Annotated in this window: 13 protein-coding genes; 7 read left to right on the top strand and 6 right to left on the bottom strand. The window is 70.6% G+C overall.

Annotated features, from left to right (window positions below; all coding sequences use genetic code 11):
* Nucleotides 1-178 precede the first annotated feature (178 nt).
* The 3 genes from IF29_RS0110145 to IF29_RS0110135 all read left to right on the top strand — a co-directional run bounded on the left by IF29_RS0110145 (nucleotide 179) and on the right by IF29_RS0110135 (nucleotide 3,364).
* Nucleotides 179-625 carry a hypothetical protein gene (locus IF29_RS0110145; protein ID WP_030252541.1) on the top strand — a complete coding sequence of 149 codons (447 nt, stop codon included), beginning with the start codon at nucleotides 179-181 and terminating at the stop codon, nucleotides 623-625.
* Between the two features lie 162 nt (nucleotides 626-787).
* Entirely contained in the window at nucleotides 788-1,216 is a 429-nt protein-coding gene (locus tag IF29_RS0110140; protein WP_030252540.1) for a hypothetical protein, read from the top strand.
* Nucleotides 1,217-1,540: 324 nt separating this feature from the next.
* Complete coding sequence (locus IF29_RS0110135) at nucleotides 1,541-3,364, top strand: S53 family peptidase (protein ID WP_232242090.1); 1,824 nt, start codon at nucleotides 1,541-1,543, stop codon at nucleotides 3,362-3,364.
* A gap of 54 nt (nucleotides 3,365-3,418) precedes the next feature.
* On the opposite strand, the gene IF29_RS0110130 is transcribed toward IF29_RS0110135, so the two are convergent.
* Entirely contained in the window at nucleotides 3,419-4,036 is a 618-nt protein-coding gene (locus IF29_RS0110130; protein ID WP_198037371.1) for a class F sortase, read from the bottom strand.
* Nucleotides 4,026-4,718 carry a hypothetical protein gene (locus IF29_RS43370; protein WP_030252535.1) on the bottom strand — a complete coding sequence of 231 codons (693 nt, stop codon included), beginning with the start codon at nucleotides 4,716-4,718 and terminating at the stop codon, nucleotides 4,026-4,028. Before IF29_RS43370 ends, IF29_RS0110130 begins: the two co-directional genes overlap by 11 nt.
* 203 nt (nucleotides 4,719-4,921) lie before the next feature.
* Here IF29_RS43370 and IF29_RS0110120 point away from each other — a divergent pair, with 203 nt between their 5' ends.
* Nucleotides 4,922-6,325 (top strand): SMI1/KNR4 family protein, encoded by a 1,404-nt coding sequence (locus IF29_RS0110120; RefSeq protein WP_030252533.1) that lies wholly within the window; start codon nucleotides 4,922-4,924, stop codon nucleotides 6,323-6,325.
* A gap of 213 nt (nucleotides 6,326-6,538) precedes the next feature.
* Here the strand turns inward: IF29_RS0110120 and IF29_RS0110115 are convergent, their stop codons facing one another.
* The 4 genes from IF29_RS0110115 to IF29_RS0110100 form a co-directional block, all read right to left on the bottom strand.
* The gene (locus tag IF29_RS0110115) at nucleotides 6,539-7,270 is read right to left on the bottom strand and encodes an aspartate/glutamate racemase family protein (protein ID WP_198037369.1); all 732 of its coding nucleotides are present in this window, start codon (nucleotides 7,268-7,270) and stop codon (nucleotides 6,539-6,541) included.
* Complete coding sequence (locus IF29_RS0110110) at nucleotides 7,270-8,811, bottom strand: NCS1 family nucleobase:cation symporter-1 (protein WP_051725137.1); 1,542 nt, start codon at nucleotides 8,809-8,811, stop codon at nucleotides 7,270-7,272. The genes IF29_RS0110115 and IF29_RS0110110 overlap by 1 nt, the downstream gene beginning before the upstream one ends.
* Nucleotides 8,812-8,908: 97 nt before the next feature.
* Entirely contained in the window at nucleotides 8,909-9,610 is a 702-nt protein-coding gene (locus IF29_RS0110105) for a GntR family transcriptional regulator (RefSeq protein WP_030252528.1), read from the bottom strand.
* 109 nt (nucleotides 9,611-9,719) lie between these two features.
* Nucleotides 9,720-11,000 (bottom strand): hypothetical protein, encoded by a 1,281-nt coding sequence (locus tag IF29_RS0110100; RefSeq protein ID WP_157623678.1) that lies wholly within the window; start codon nucleotides 10,998-11,000, stop codon nucleotides 9,720-9,722.
* A gap of 128 nt (nucleotides 11,001-11,128) precedes the next feature.
* Here IF29_RS0110100 and IF29_RS0110095 point away from each other — a divergent pair, with 128 nt between their 5' ends.
* The 3 genes from IF29_RS0110095 to IF29_RS0110085 all read left to right on the top strand — a co-directional run bounded on the left by IF29_RS0110095 (nucleotide 11,129) and on the right by IF29_RS0110085 (nucleotide 13,022).
* Nucleotides 11,129-11,407 carry a hypothetical protein gene (locus IF29_RS0110095; RefSeq protein WP_030252524.1) on the top strand — a complete coding sequence of 93 codons (279 nt, stop codon included), beginning with the start codon at nucleotides 11,129-11,131 and terminating at the stop codon, nucleotides 11,405-11,407.
* 62 nt (nucleotides 11,408-11,469) lie between these two features.
* Entirely contained in the window at nucleotides 11,470-11,697 is a 228-nt protein-coding gene (locus IF29_RS0110090) for a hypothetical protein (RefSeq protein WP_063757472.1), read from the top strand.
* A gap of 578 nt (nucleotides 11,698-12,275) precedes the next feature.
* Nucleotides 12,276-13,022 (top strand): COG4705 family protein, encoded by a 747-nt coding sequence (locus IF29_RS0110085; protein WP_030252521.1) that lies wholly within the window; start codon nucleotides 12,276-12,278, stop codon nucleotides 13,020-13,022.
* The last annotated feature ends 56 nt before the right edge of the window (nucleotides 13,023-13,078 follow it).

Below are 13,078 nucleotides of genomic sequence, written 5' to 3'. Positions count from 1 at the left end.
CCGAACGACGCGAACGACGCCGCTTGCACGCGCGGGCCCGCGCTCTTGGGTTCCCCGTTGAACAGGCCCCCCGCCACCAGAGCCCGCGCGCCATCACCGGAGCCCATCTGGTGCCTGTCGTCCACGCTGGTGCACGCTTCGAGGACGGCGTCCTGGTCGAGCGGTCCGAGGTGCTGGCATGAGCGACATGATCACGGCGCTTGAGGCGCTGACCGATTGCGATCCGGACCATCGGGATGTCGCCGCCGATACTCTCGGGGACCTTCTGCGCGGCACCGCACTCGACACGGATACCGCCCGTCTGGTCGTCGGACGTCTGGTCGGCCTGGCCGTCAGCGAACCGGTGAGAAAGGTCCGCGAGTCCGCCCTGAATTCGATCAGTGAGGCCTTCAACCACCACCGCCTGCCCTTGGACCTCATCGAACCGCTGGCGACCGCCACGCCGACATTGGAGCGCGAGCTCCTCGAATACGTCCTCTACATGCTCGGCGCCACCTACGACCCGCGGGCCCTGCTGCTGATCGAGCCGTTCCTTCACCACCCCGACCCACAGGTGCGCGAAAACGCCCGGCTTGCCGCAGCCGAGATTCCAGCGCGGAGGCGAACGCGGTCAGCTCCCGGGTGATGTCCGGACGAGCGGGGATGTGGACGACTTCGGGGACGTCTGAATCAGGAGCCTGCGTGAACCGGCCACGGCTACGACTGCCTGGCTGAGCGGGCGGCCTTGGATACTCGAACTGTCTAATATGGATACTGCCACTCGCCAACTTCACAACGGGGGAACACGATGCCAACTCTGCCCTGGACGACTCCGAACCCGGCCACCCCCGACACTCGCGCGTTCGTCATGGCGTCGCGCTTCGAGGTGCGGTCCGCCAAAGACGTGCCGCGCTTCTTCCTGAAGTCGCTCGCTGCATGGCGTCAGGTGCGTTCCGCACCGGGCGCGTTGGGTGCGTCCCTGATCGCCCAACCACTGAAGCGGACTTTCTTCACGCTCTCCGCCTGGGAGGGACGTGACGCCCTCTACGCGTTCGCGGGGACAGAGCCGCACCGCAGCATCATGAGCGTCCTGCGCCCCACCATGCGGAGCTCGAACTTCACCTTCTGGGAGCTCCCGGTGGAAGAGCTGCCGATCAGTTGGGAGACCGCCAAACAACACCTCGCCGAGCAGGCACGCCTGGATGCTGCCACTGCCACGGGCACCACCGACCGGTGACTTCCCGTCAGCACGGTGCCCGCCGGGAACACAGCTCGTCGGGAGCGGGCTCACGCTGAACGCCGATGCCGACGCTGCCGCAACCGAGGGTGTGCGAACTGCGTTGTACTCGGGGAGAGCGGCGGCCGTGGGGCGCTGTGTTCGTGTAGGACAGGAGCGCTGGTGAGGGGCTTTCTTCAGACGGTGGCTGCGATGGCGGCCTGTGCGGCGGTGGTGGCGTCCGGCGGCGTCGCGGGTGCGTCGGGTTCTGGGCGGACCGCGTCAACTGTCGCGTTGCCCGGGTCGGTCCGCGCGGCGGTGGGCTCTGCCGTCTGGGTGGGGGCCGTGCCCGCGTCGCAGCGACTGACGGTCCAGGTGTGGCTCAGGCCGGACGCGGCGCGCGCCGCCGCGTCCGCGGACGCGGTGGCCACGCCGGGCAGCCCCGAGTTCCACCGCTACCTGAGCCCGGATGCCTACACCGCCAGGTTCGGTCCGACGGCCGCGCAGGTCGGGGCGGTGATGGGGTGGCTCATCGGCAGGGGGCTGACGGGGGTTCAGGTCGACGGCGGCCGTGACTTCGTGTCGGCGACGGGGCCGGTCTCGGCGTTCGAGTCCGCTTTCCAGGTGCGGATCGGCCAGTACCAGCCCCGGGACGCCGAACGCGGGTCGGCGGGCCGGTCGCCGGTGTTCACCTCCAACGACCGCCAGGTGTCGGTGCCTGCGTCGCTGGCCCCCGATGTGCTGGGGGTGACCGGGCTGAGCAGCGCGTCCGTCGCATCGGGGAGCACGGTTGCGTCGGTTGCGCAGAGCCCAGCGGCGGGCAAGCCGGCGGGCAAGTCAGCGGGCAAGCCGGCGACGTGCGGCCAGTACTGGGCGCAGCACGTGCATGCCCTGCATCCCGCCTACCGGGGGTTGACCCGGGCCTCGCTGCCGGTGTGCGGGTACTCCGCGGCCCAACTGCGGGCCGCCTACGGGGCGACGTGGAGGGACACCGGCAGGGGCCAGCGTGTGGCGCTGACCGAGGACGAGTCGCCGACCGCGATGTTCCAGACGCTCACCGCGTACGCCCGCAGCAACCGGCTGCCGCTGCCGAAGCGCTCCCAGTTCCGGCAGGTCCAGGCAGGGAGCGCCTGTACCGCGCCCTCGCCGGCAAGGGACCGTGCGGCACAGTCGCCTGCCGTTGACGTCGAGGCGGAGATGGACTCCGAGGCTGTCTACGCCATGGCACCTGGCGCGGACCAGGTGATGGTGGTGGGTACCGGCTGCGACGAGGACCAGGCGCTGCTGGACGCGGCTTCGGCCGTGCTGGCCGGGGACGGACACCGCCCCCTGGCCTCGATCGTGTCGAACTCGTGGCAGATCCCGCTGGGAGACGTGGCTCCGCAGATCGTGCACGCCATCGACGTTCGGGCGGCAGCCGAGGGGGTCGGCATGTACGTCGCCTCCGGTGACACCCCGGGCCTGACCGTCACCGACTCCGACCCGTACGCAGTGGCGGTCGGCGGCACCACCCTGGGGGTGGGGGCCGCGCGCAACCGGGTGTTCGAGACCGGCTGGTCCGATGACTACGGCTCCCTGGACGGCGGCAGGTGGACCGACCTCGGTGTCAGCGGGGGCGGTGGGGGCGTCAGCGACGTCTACCGGCAGCCGACGTACCAGAAGGGCGTCGTCCCGGCGTCGATGGCACGGGTGCGGGTGGCCAAGCAGACGGTGCTCGGCCGGGCAGTGCCGGACATCGCCGCCGACGCCGACCCCGACACCGGCATGCTGACCGGCTACACCGATTCGGACAGCCACGGGAAGCCCGGGCGCTACCGCACCGTGGCAAGCGCCGGCACCAGCCTGGCCACCCCACTGGTCGCAGGCCTGGTCGCCGATGCCCAGCAGGGACAGACGCTGCCGTACGGCTTCATCAACCCGCTGCTCTACCGTCTGGCCGGCACCCGGGCGTTCCACGACACCCTGCCGATCAGCACGTCCGCGCCGCAGCAGAACCGGGCCGTCTACATCGCGCCCGACGACACCTTCACCAGCGCGGGCGTCGACGTCTTCGACGTTCAGCAACGCCCCGACACCGAGCAGGTGACCGCCAAGGGATACGACACCATGACCGGCGTCGGCACCCCGAACGGAACCGCCTTCATCGCAGCCCTCCGCCGCAGCGGCTGACCGCCCGGCCGGTGGCACCCCAGACGGCTGCGGCCGTGCGTCCTCCGGAGGCGGTCAGGTGGTGAGGCGGGCGAAGGCGACGATGCTGCCGAGGTAGCGGTGGGTGGCGGGGTCGTAGCCGTAGCCGCAGGTGATGAGGGCGAGTTGTGGGGGGCTGGAGAGGGAGTAGACCTGGCTGGTGGGGAAGGCGCTGTCGGTGTAGGCGGCGATCCGCGTGACGGTGAAGACGGCGGTGCTGCCGTCCTGGCGGTCGATGCGGATGTGGTCGCCGGGGCGGAGTTGGCCCAGGCGGTAGAGGACGGCGCGGCCGGTGGGGGTGTCGACGTGGCCGAGGAGGACGGCGGTGCCGGGGGTGCCCGGGGCGGGTGAGTAGCGGTACCAGCCGATGTGGTCGGCCTGGCGGTAGGTGGGTACGGCGATCTGGCCGTCGGCGGCCAGGCCGAGGACGGTGGTGGGGGCGTCGACGCCGATGGCGGGGATGCGGACACGTTCGGGGGCTGAAGCGGGCAGCGGTCCGCGTCCGTCGACGGTGCGGGCCAGGGCTGCGGAGGGGGGTGGCTGAGGGGCCGTCTGGAGGCTGCCGTGGGCGGCCATCCAGATGAGCAGCGCGCCCACCGCGCCGACGAGGAGCGCGTTGCCGCGCTTGCGGCGCTGCGGGTCGTCAGTGGGCACGGTCATGTCCGTTGGCGCGGGGGCGTGCCCGCCACCAGGCGGCGGCGCCGCCCAGGAGCAGCAGGGCGCCGAGGAGGCCGAGTGCCGGGTTGGTGCTGTGGGTGACGGTGCCGCCGGCGCCGGTTCCGATGTGGCCGCTGGAGGGTGGGGCGCCCATCACCGTGAGAGTGCCGGTCACGGTGCCGCCGCCGGCGCAGGCAGCTGCGACGGGGTAGGTGCCGGGCAGGGCAGTCGATGTGACCGTGGTGGTGCCGGTCAGCAGGTTGCCGCCGCCGGAGGCGGGGGAGAGCGGCGCGTCGGCGCTGAAGGCGGTGGAGGAGCCGATGCCGCCGGTGCCCTTGCAACCGGAGACGGTGAGGGTGAGAGCGGACCCGGCGCGGGCCGGGTTCGGTTTGACGCTCACGCCGGCTGGGCGGGTGGCGGACGGGCTCGGCCTGGTGGAGGCGCTCCCGCTTGCGGACGGGTGCGCACTTTCCGAGGCGCTCGGGTTCGCGGAGGAGGCAGCGGTGGTGTGGCTGGAACTCGCGCTCGCGGCGGCGGATGAGCTGCTGGAGGAGACCGCAGCGGTGAGGTCCTGCGGGGCACCGCAGGCCGGCAGCACGGCGAGCGTGGCCGCCAGCAGCGCGGCCCCGAGTGCCGCACGGCGGCGTGCACTGACATGCGGGTGCAGGTGCACATCCATGCGGAGGGCCTCCCACGGCGCTACGGCTGTTGATGGTCCCTCAGAGGGTTCCAGCCGCGCGCACGCGGCGGCAAGACATCGGACAGCCTCCTCCGAAGCGTGCAGCGCGAACGGCGCTCGCGACCACGCCGACCAACTCGCCGCCGGCCAGAACGCCGGGTTCTCCGGGGACATGTGTCGGTGGTCGCGCGTAGGGTCTGCGCATGGTTGATCAGAAGGTCACTTCGCTTTCGATACATGACTTCGCGACGTGGGCGCCCGTGCTGCGGCTCCTGGTGGACAGCAGTCCGGACCGGCACGGTGCTGCGTCGGTGCGCGTGTCGGGGAGGATCGGCCGGCACGGCTGGAGTCTGGCTCTGCGGCGGCCGCGACGGGTTCCTGGCCGTGCGGCCCAGGTGGAGGACGTGCAGGATGAGTTCGACGCGGTGCAGCGGGTGCAGGGAGCGCTCGCTGACGCCGGCATCGACGACATCTCCTTCCGGGCGGAAGTCTCCGGAACGGGCAGGACGGTGTTCCATCTGCTCGGGCCGAGCCCGGCGGTGGAGTCGGGCATCGGCAGCGCCCATCCGGGGGCGCTGGTCCTGGTCGAGGGCTCGGTCCCCGAGCCCTGGCGCCGCCTTCCCGAGCCGGTGCCCGCAGCGGTGCCGGCCCCGTCAGTGGATCTGGCGCTGCTGGAGCGGACGCTGCGTGAGCGGCTGCCCGACGCCGTCGGGGCAACGCAGGAGGAGATCGCTGCCACGGAGGCACGACTGGGTGTCCCGCTGCCCGAGGAACTGAAGGTGCTCTACCGGGTGACTCGGGCACGGTGGGAGGACTGGGGCGACTACGAGAGGGCCGGCGGCGTGTACCACGCAGTCGGTTGCGAGTTGTTCCCCTTGGATGACCTGTACGTCGCAGATGCGACGTCCCGTCACTTCCTCTGGCAGTTCGGGGCGAAGGGCGCGGTCGTCACCGGGCCCGGCGCCGCGGTCCAGGGCCTGGTCGGCTCGCCCGGCTGGATCGCGTTCGGCGACAACGGCGGCGGGGACCGGTTGGCGGTGGACCTGACTCCCGGCCCGCGCGGTCACCTCGGGCAGATCATCCTGCTGTCCCATGAGGAGAGCACCGGCGCCGACCTGCTCGCCGACTCCCTCACCGACCTCGTCCTGGAACGCCCCAGCCGCTACAGGGAGGAGGCCGACTCCGGCCTGCCGCCGGTCGTTGCCCACGTCAACGTCCGCAGCGTGCCCAGTGTCCAGGCCGCAGCGCACCCGGGCCTGGAGGTCCTGTCGATCGGCGTGTGGGAGGACGAGCCGGTCAGCCTCGCCCCCGTTACCGGGCTGCCGCGGCTGCGCACCCTTGCCGCCTACCCCGGAACGCTCGCCGATCCGCTGGAGATCGCGAACCTGACCGGCCTGGAGTACCTGGAGCTCGGGCCGCAGGAGTGGCGCGTCCTGTTGGATGCGGGCGCCGTTCCGCGCAGCCTGTCAGCAGTCGCCATCATGGTGCGCGGCCAGCAGGACCCGCTGGCCGTCGTCGCCGTCGCCAACGACGTTCTGGCCCTGTGGGACCGACCGCAGATCATCCAAACCGTCATCGAAGGCGACCTCGCCCCCTCCCATAGCTGACGAGGCTTCGCCGGGCGTACCGCCGGGACCCTGTCGCCGGGGGATGAGCACGATTGAGGACAGGCTCTCCCGGCGGCGCGGCGCCGGCGCAGGGCCTCCTCGTGTTCGGCGGCCGTATCCCGCAGATGACTCAGATCGCCGGCTGCGTGCGGCCCGTCCCACACCACCGACGCGATGGTGGCGAGGTGATCAAGGGAGGATGCGCATTCGACACTACCGTGGGTCGGCCAGGCCGAAGTGCGCCAGGGCGCCCTGGTAGGGCTTGCTCGGCGGAGGGGCATACTCGCCGGACCGGCTCGTTCCGAGCCCGAGTCGTAGGAGTCCTTCGACCGCTGCGACGGCTGCAGCCACGCCGTCCACCACGGGGACGCCCAGTTCCGCGGTCAGAGCAGTGCACAGGTCCGCCATCCCGGCGCAGCCCAGGACGATCACCTCGGCACCGTCGGTCTCCAGCGCTGCGCGGCACTCGGCGACGATCCGGCCGCGCGCGCCGGGGTCCGTCTCCAGTTCCAGCACCGGCACGTCGCAGGCCCGGACATTGCGGCAGTAGGGGCGGACGCCGTAGCGGTCCACGAGTTCCTGGGCCCGGCCTGTCGTCCGCGCCAGGGTTGTCACCACGGTGAACGACCGGCCGAGGTAGGTCGCCGCCCGCATCGCCGCCTCGGCGATGCCGACCACCGGGCCAGGGGCGACTTCCCTGGCCGCGTCGAGCCCCGGGTCGCCGAAGCAGGCGATCACGTACCCGTCCGCCGACGCGCCGCCGGTGATCTCGGTGAGCAGCCCGGGGACGCTCAGCGCCTCGTCGTAGTGGGACTCGATCGAGACGGGTCCCATCGCCGGGCTGACCGCGATCACGCCGGTGCCCGGGCCGACCGCGCGCCGGGCACTGGCCTCGATCGACCGGGTCATCGACTCGGTGGTGTTCGGATTGACGACCTTGATCATCACTCCGCCGACGCCGCCGCTCCTGTCGGTGCGACCGGCAGTTGGGCAAGGACCTCGCGCCGGCCGGAGCCGGCCACGTTCGCCCGGCGAGCGATCAGGTAGTACGCCACGAACCCGCAGCCGCAGCCGACGAACCAGCCGTACTGCGGAAGCCAGCCCAGCACGCCGCCCAGCTTGGGCACGATGACCGAGGCGAGCGAGATCGCGCCGGACAGGACCACCGCCTTGACCGCCGCCGGGTTGTAGCCGCCCTGGTAGTAGTACGCGCCGCCCTCGTCCAGGGTGAACAGGTCGTCGACGATGATCTTCTGGCGGCGGATCAGGTAGAAGTCGGCGATCAGGATGCCGAAGAGCGGACCGATCAGAGCGCCCAGCAGGCCCAGCGTCCAGAAGATCGCGTTGGCGTTGTCGTACCAGTTCCACGGGGTCAGCAGCAGTGAGCCGACCGCCGCGATCATGCCGCCCATGCGCCAGCTGATCTTCTGCGGACTGACGTGCGAGAAGTCGAAGGCCGGAGAGATGAAGTTGGCGACGATGTTGATGCCCACCGTGGCCGTGACGAAGGTGACGCCGCCGAGGATGATCGCGAAGGTGTTGTCGATCTTCTGGACGGTCACGATCGGATCGGTGATGAGCTGCCCGTACACCGGTACCGTCGCTGCGGCGGTGAGCACCGTCAGCAGCGAGAACATCACGAAGTTGATCGGAAGGCCGAGCAGGTTGCCCCGCTTCACCTGCGAGAACTTCCCCACGTAGCGGGAGAAGTCACCGAAGTTGAGCATCGGCCCGGAGAAGTAGGCGACCACCGCGGCCGTCGCGCCGCACATCGTCCACAGCAGCGACCAGCCGGACAGGTGCTTGTCGGACAGGTCCAGGTTGATGTGGAAGTGGGCCTTGGACAGCATGTAGAGGCACAGGACCAGCATCACCACGTACACCGCCGGGCCGGCCAGGTCGATGAACCTGCGGATGGTGTCCATGCCGCGCCAGAACAGCGCGGCCTGCAGCACCCACAGGATCGCGTAGCTCAGGTAGCCGAGGTAGGACAGCCCGAGCAGGCCGTGCCGGTGCACGTCCGCGAAGGGGGCCAGGCCGGGCCACAGCTTGAGGAACACGATGTTCAGTGACTCGGCGGCCAGGAAGGTCTGCACCCCGTACCAGGCCACCGCGATCAGGCCGCGGATGATCGCCGGGATGTTGGCGCCCAGCACTCCGAACGACGCCCGGCTGGTGACCGGGTACGGCACACCGGCCTGCTGGCTCGGCTTGGCGACGAGGTTGCAGAAGAACTGCACGATGACGATGCCGACGATCAGGCAGATGAAGACCTGCCAGCTGGTCAGGCCCAGGGCGAAGAGGCTGCCCGCGGTGATGTAGCCGCCGACGCTGTGAACGTCGGACATCCAGAAGGCGAAGATGTTGTACGCACCCCAGGGCTGCTCCCTGAGCGGCGCCAGATCCTGGTTGGTCAGCCGTGGGTCGTATCCGCGTTCCCCCGACCCGGCCGGCGGTGCCGCCGGTCCCACTTCCTCTACCGTCATCTCCAGGCTCCTCACGGTTGGACCATTCGCTCGTTGGCTCGATGGAACGACCGTAGGAACGTGAGATTGCGCCCGGATGTCCGCGCGGATATATCCGTCAGGGCCGTAGGCCGTTGACCGGCAGCGCCGCGACGACGTCCTGCAGCCGCCGGTAGTGCACCGCGGACACCGCGAGCAGGGCGTCGGCGTCGCGGGCGTGGAAGGCGTCGACCATCAGCTGGTGGTCGGTGTGCAGCGCGAGCGTCATCTCGCGTGAGACATGGGACATCGGCTGCAGTGGCTCGGTGATGTTCCACGCCGACTCGAACATGCCCAGCAGTCGTCGCATCCGGCAGGGACCGGCCAGTGCGAGATGGAAGCGGCGGCTCTCCCGGTGGTGCCCGCGCGCGTCGTGGTCCTCGATCGCCTGTGACAGCGCCTCATGCGCCTTCGCCACCTCGGCGTCGTCGTCCTCCGTGGCTGCCCGCGCCGCCGCGCTCAGTGCCGCGGCCTCCAGCGCCTCCCGGACGACGTACAGCTCGGCCAGCTCCGCCCGGGTCACCTGTGCGACTGCGTAGCCGGCCCGCGGCGCGTGGTCGACCAGCCCCTCGCCGATCAGTGTCTTCAACGCCTCACGGACAGGGATCCGGCTGACGGTGAACCGGTGGGCGATGGCGTCGATGTTCATCGGCGCACCGGGCGGCGCGTGTCCGGCCAGGATGACAGCGCGTAGTTCGTCCAGAATCACCTCGTGCACGGTGCCGGGACGGTCGGCTGCCAGTCGTCGCACCCAGCCGGCGGCCGGCCTTTGAGTCCTCATCGCACGCAAGATAACGCGCCTTTGTTTCCGCTCCGGGTCTTCTTTGTCACGCTGTCACGTGGTCACCGGTCCAGCGCCGACCATGCTCTTCACAGGACCGTCGCGGGCCTCATGACAGCCAGAGGTCCCGGTTGCCCGCGATCAGTATGCGGCCGTCGGAGAGCAGGGCCACCGCGCCTGGGGGGTCCTGGCTGCAGCCGAGGCCGCCGCGCTTCCAACGGGAGAGCGTCGGATCACCGAACCAGACGGCACCGCACCACACGGTGGGTGCTTCCGGCTTGGACTTGGGCCGCACCGACGAGCCGACCAGGACGGGGTGGCCCGAGGAGTCGACGGTCGCGGCGGTGATCTCGCCGGCGCCCATCGCGGACGTGTCCAGTCGGTCCCAGTGAGTGCCGTCCTGGCTGGTCAGGACCAGCGGGAGGGAGTCGTAGACGGCGCCGGCCCGGGCATAGCCGCCAACCGCGACCCATTGGCCCGACGCGTACAGGACCCTGCGCACCTGGGTTCCCGGCGGCATCCCGACGATCTGGCCGGAGGTCCAGTGGCTGCCGCTGTCCGTGCTGTGCCAGAACGGAATCGTGCCGGTGGAGTGGAAGTCGAAGGCGTTGGTCGCCGCCGCGCCGACCGCGACGACCTCAGCGCCGTTGACGCCGAAGTCGCCCACGGGCGTCGACGGCTGCAGGCCGTCGACCGCCGGCAGCGGTACCCGGCTCACGGTCCGGCCCGCGTCGTCGGAGGCGAACACGTACGGAGTCTCCGTCTTGTCGATGGTCTGACCACCGCCGATCAGCAGCCGCGACCCCACCCGTACCGCGGTGTTCACCGAGGCGTCGTCGGCGGTCTCCTGTTCGGGGTGGGCGTTGAACGTCAGCGGCAGCGTGGCCAGCCGTGTCTGCTGGCCGTTCGCCGCTCGACGGGTCACGGCGGCGCCGACCGCGAGCAGCGAACCGTCGTCCCAGGGCACCACCACGTCACCCGTCAGGCCGCCGCCGGCCCAGCCGCTGCGCATGGAGCCGGGTACGTCGGTAGCGTCGTCAGAGGTCGGCTTCGGGGTGATCGAGAGCCTCGTGCAGCCGGCGCTGCCGGTCCAGTTGACGTTCACATAGTGGTAGCCGTTGGCGAACGTTCCCAGGCCCAGGGCGCAGTCGCCCAGCGGCACCAGCTGGCGCAGCCCCTCGCCGGGAGCCACGTATCCGGTGTCGTGCGGGCCGGTCATCGTCGGGTAGTCGACCGCACCGGCGTACTGCTTGAATCCGAGTGCCGTCGCACTGGTGTCCCCCGTGCCGCCGCCCGTGCCGGTACTGCCACAGCCGCCCAGTGCCAGCGCCAGTGCAGCAATCGTCGCCAGGCTCGTCATGGTGGTGAGCCCGCCCCCGCGTGTCCTCATCCCGCCACGCTACCGGCCTGCCGGCTTGTGCATCACGCCGCCAGAGCAGTCGGATCGGGTGCAGGCTGTACCGCAGGGCGCCGTCGGGCACTAGCGTGGAGGGCGAAGCCTGTACAGAAAGGTGCGACATGAGCGCTCAGAGTGTGGAGTACACCCACGACCCCCGTGTCGCACCACTGCCGCGCACCATCCAGGCCATCGGCGACGCGCTCAGCGGGGCTCCGCGGATGGCCTTCTTCGCCGAAGCGCTGTCCGCCGCCCAGGGCCGGCCCCTCGACGCCGTCATCGACCGCTGGTGGGCCGAGGCGATGCTCTCGCTGCTCCCGGGCCGGGAGCAGCGCCTGGCCGAGGTGATGGCCGGTGAGAACCTCAGCGTGCTGCCGGATGACCTTGGTGACGGAGCGTGAGTCAACCGTCGCCTCCCTGGACGGTGCGGACCGGTCCGCAGGCCACACAGATCCTGGCGGACATGGGCAAGCTTGATCCCGACCTTCACGTCGGGCTGCTGCGCTATCTGCGTGCTCTGGCTCTGGAGGTGGGAGCGGCTGTGGCCGCTGGGCGCCCCCCGGCCGGGGTTCGCCTCAGCGACGGCCGTTACAGCGTCGACGTCCGCCGCGAGCCCGTGATCGTCTACTACACGGTCCACCCGGATGAGCGGGAGGTCCGGGTGCCGGACCTGATCTGGCTGCGGACCTGAGGCAAGGCGGATGCCGTGACCGGCCCGCGACCGTGACCTGCCCGCGGTCGTGCTGGTGGGCGGCGTGTCGGCGGATGGTGCTGGCGCGAGCCGGGTCCGCGAAGGCACAGTGTCGTCATGTCCGAACGACGTGATCGGCGGCGCCTGCAGGCCCGTGCCCGTGCTCTGGGCGTCTCCATCGAGCAGGCCGGGCGCCTTCGGTCCCGGCGACAACCGCCACCGCCACCGCGGCCACGGATGGCGGAGCCTGCCTGGCCGCCGACGTTGGCGCCGCACCGTGGCGAGGACTCCTCCGGCCCGCAGCCGGTTTGGTCACCGCCCACGTGCTGCCGGGCCACCCGCACCCGAGAGGTCCTGGCCGGCGGCACCGTCGTCATGCTGACCGTCCACGAAAGCGGGTGCACCGTCTGGGCGGCGCGCTGAACACTGCTGACGGCACGTCGTGGTGACCTCCGGACGCTGGGATCGTTGTGGATTCCGTACTGCTTGATCTTGGCCCGGCCAGGCGCGAGAAGTCCCGGCCCGACCCGGATCCGCGATGACAACGGCCGGGCGGGAGCGCGAATCGAACGGATACCATGAACAAGCTTCCGCAGATCACGATGGCCTTCTGGATCATGAAGGTATGTGCGACCACCCTCGGTGAGACCGGTGGGGACCTGGTGTCCACCACGATGAAGGTCGGCTACGCGGCCAGCTCCGTGATCCTCATCGCGGTCTTCCTGGGCACCGCGGCAGTCCAGCTGAGAGCCCGGACCTTCCACCCGGCCCTGTACTGGACCGTGATCCTCACGACGAGCACCGCCGGAACCACGATCTCCGACTTCATGAACCGCACCGCCGCACTGGGTTACGCCACCGGAGCACTCATCCTCCTGCTCGCCCTGGCAGCGCTGTTCACCTTCTGGTGGCTCAGCGGCCTCACTTTTGAGGTGGCCCGCATCGAGCCCGGCCGCGGGGAGTTGGTCTACTGGGCCGCGGTGTTGCTGTCCAACACCCTGGGCACCTCGGCCGGGGACTTCCTGGCAGACACCTCCGGACTGGGCTTCGCCGGGGGGACCGCGTTGATCGCGGGTCTGCTGGCGCTCATCGTCCTCGCCGACCGCCTCACCCGAGCTCCGAAGGCCGTGCTGTTCTGGGCGGCCTTCGTGCTCAGCCGCCCGTTGGGCGCCAACGCGGGAGACTTCTTCAGCAAGCCGGTGGCTTTGGGAGGACTGGGCTACGGGCCGCTCGGGGCCTCACTGATCCTGGCTGCGACCCTCGCTGCGCTCCTGCTGCGTACCACGATGCAACAGCGACAGCAGTCGCCTGAACCGGTGGGGTAGCCGAAGCCGGCCCAAGCGTCATTCGCCCGCGTTGCCCAGGCCGGACGTGTCCCCAT

Origin of the sequence: Streptacidiphilus jeojiense (assembly GCF_000719095.1) — a bacterium.
Lineage (GTDB): Bacteria > Actinomycetota > Actinomycetes > Streptomycetales > Streptomycetaceae > Streptacidiphilus > Streptacidiphilus jeojiensis.
Note: the sequence above shows the minus strand (reverse complement) of the source record. Positions and strands in the feature narration are given on the sequence as shown.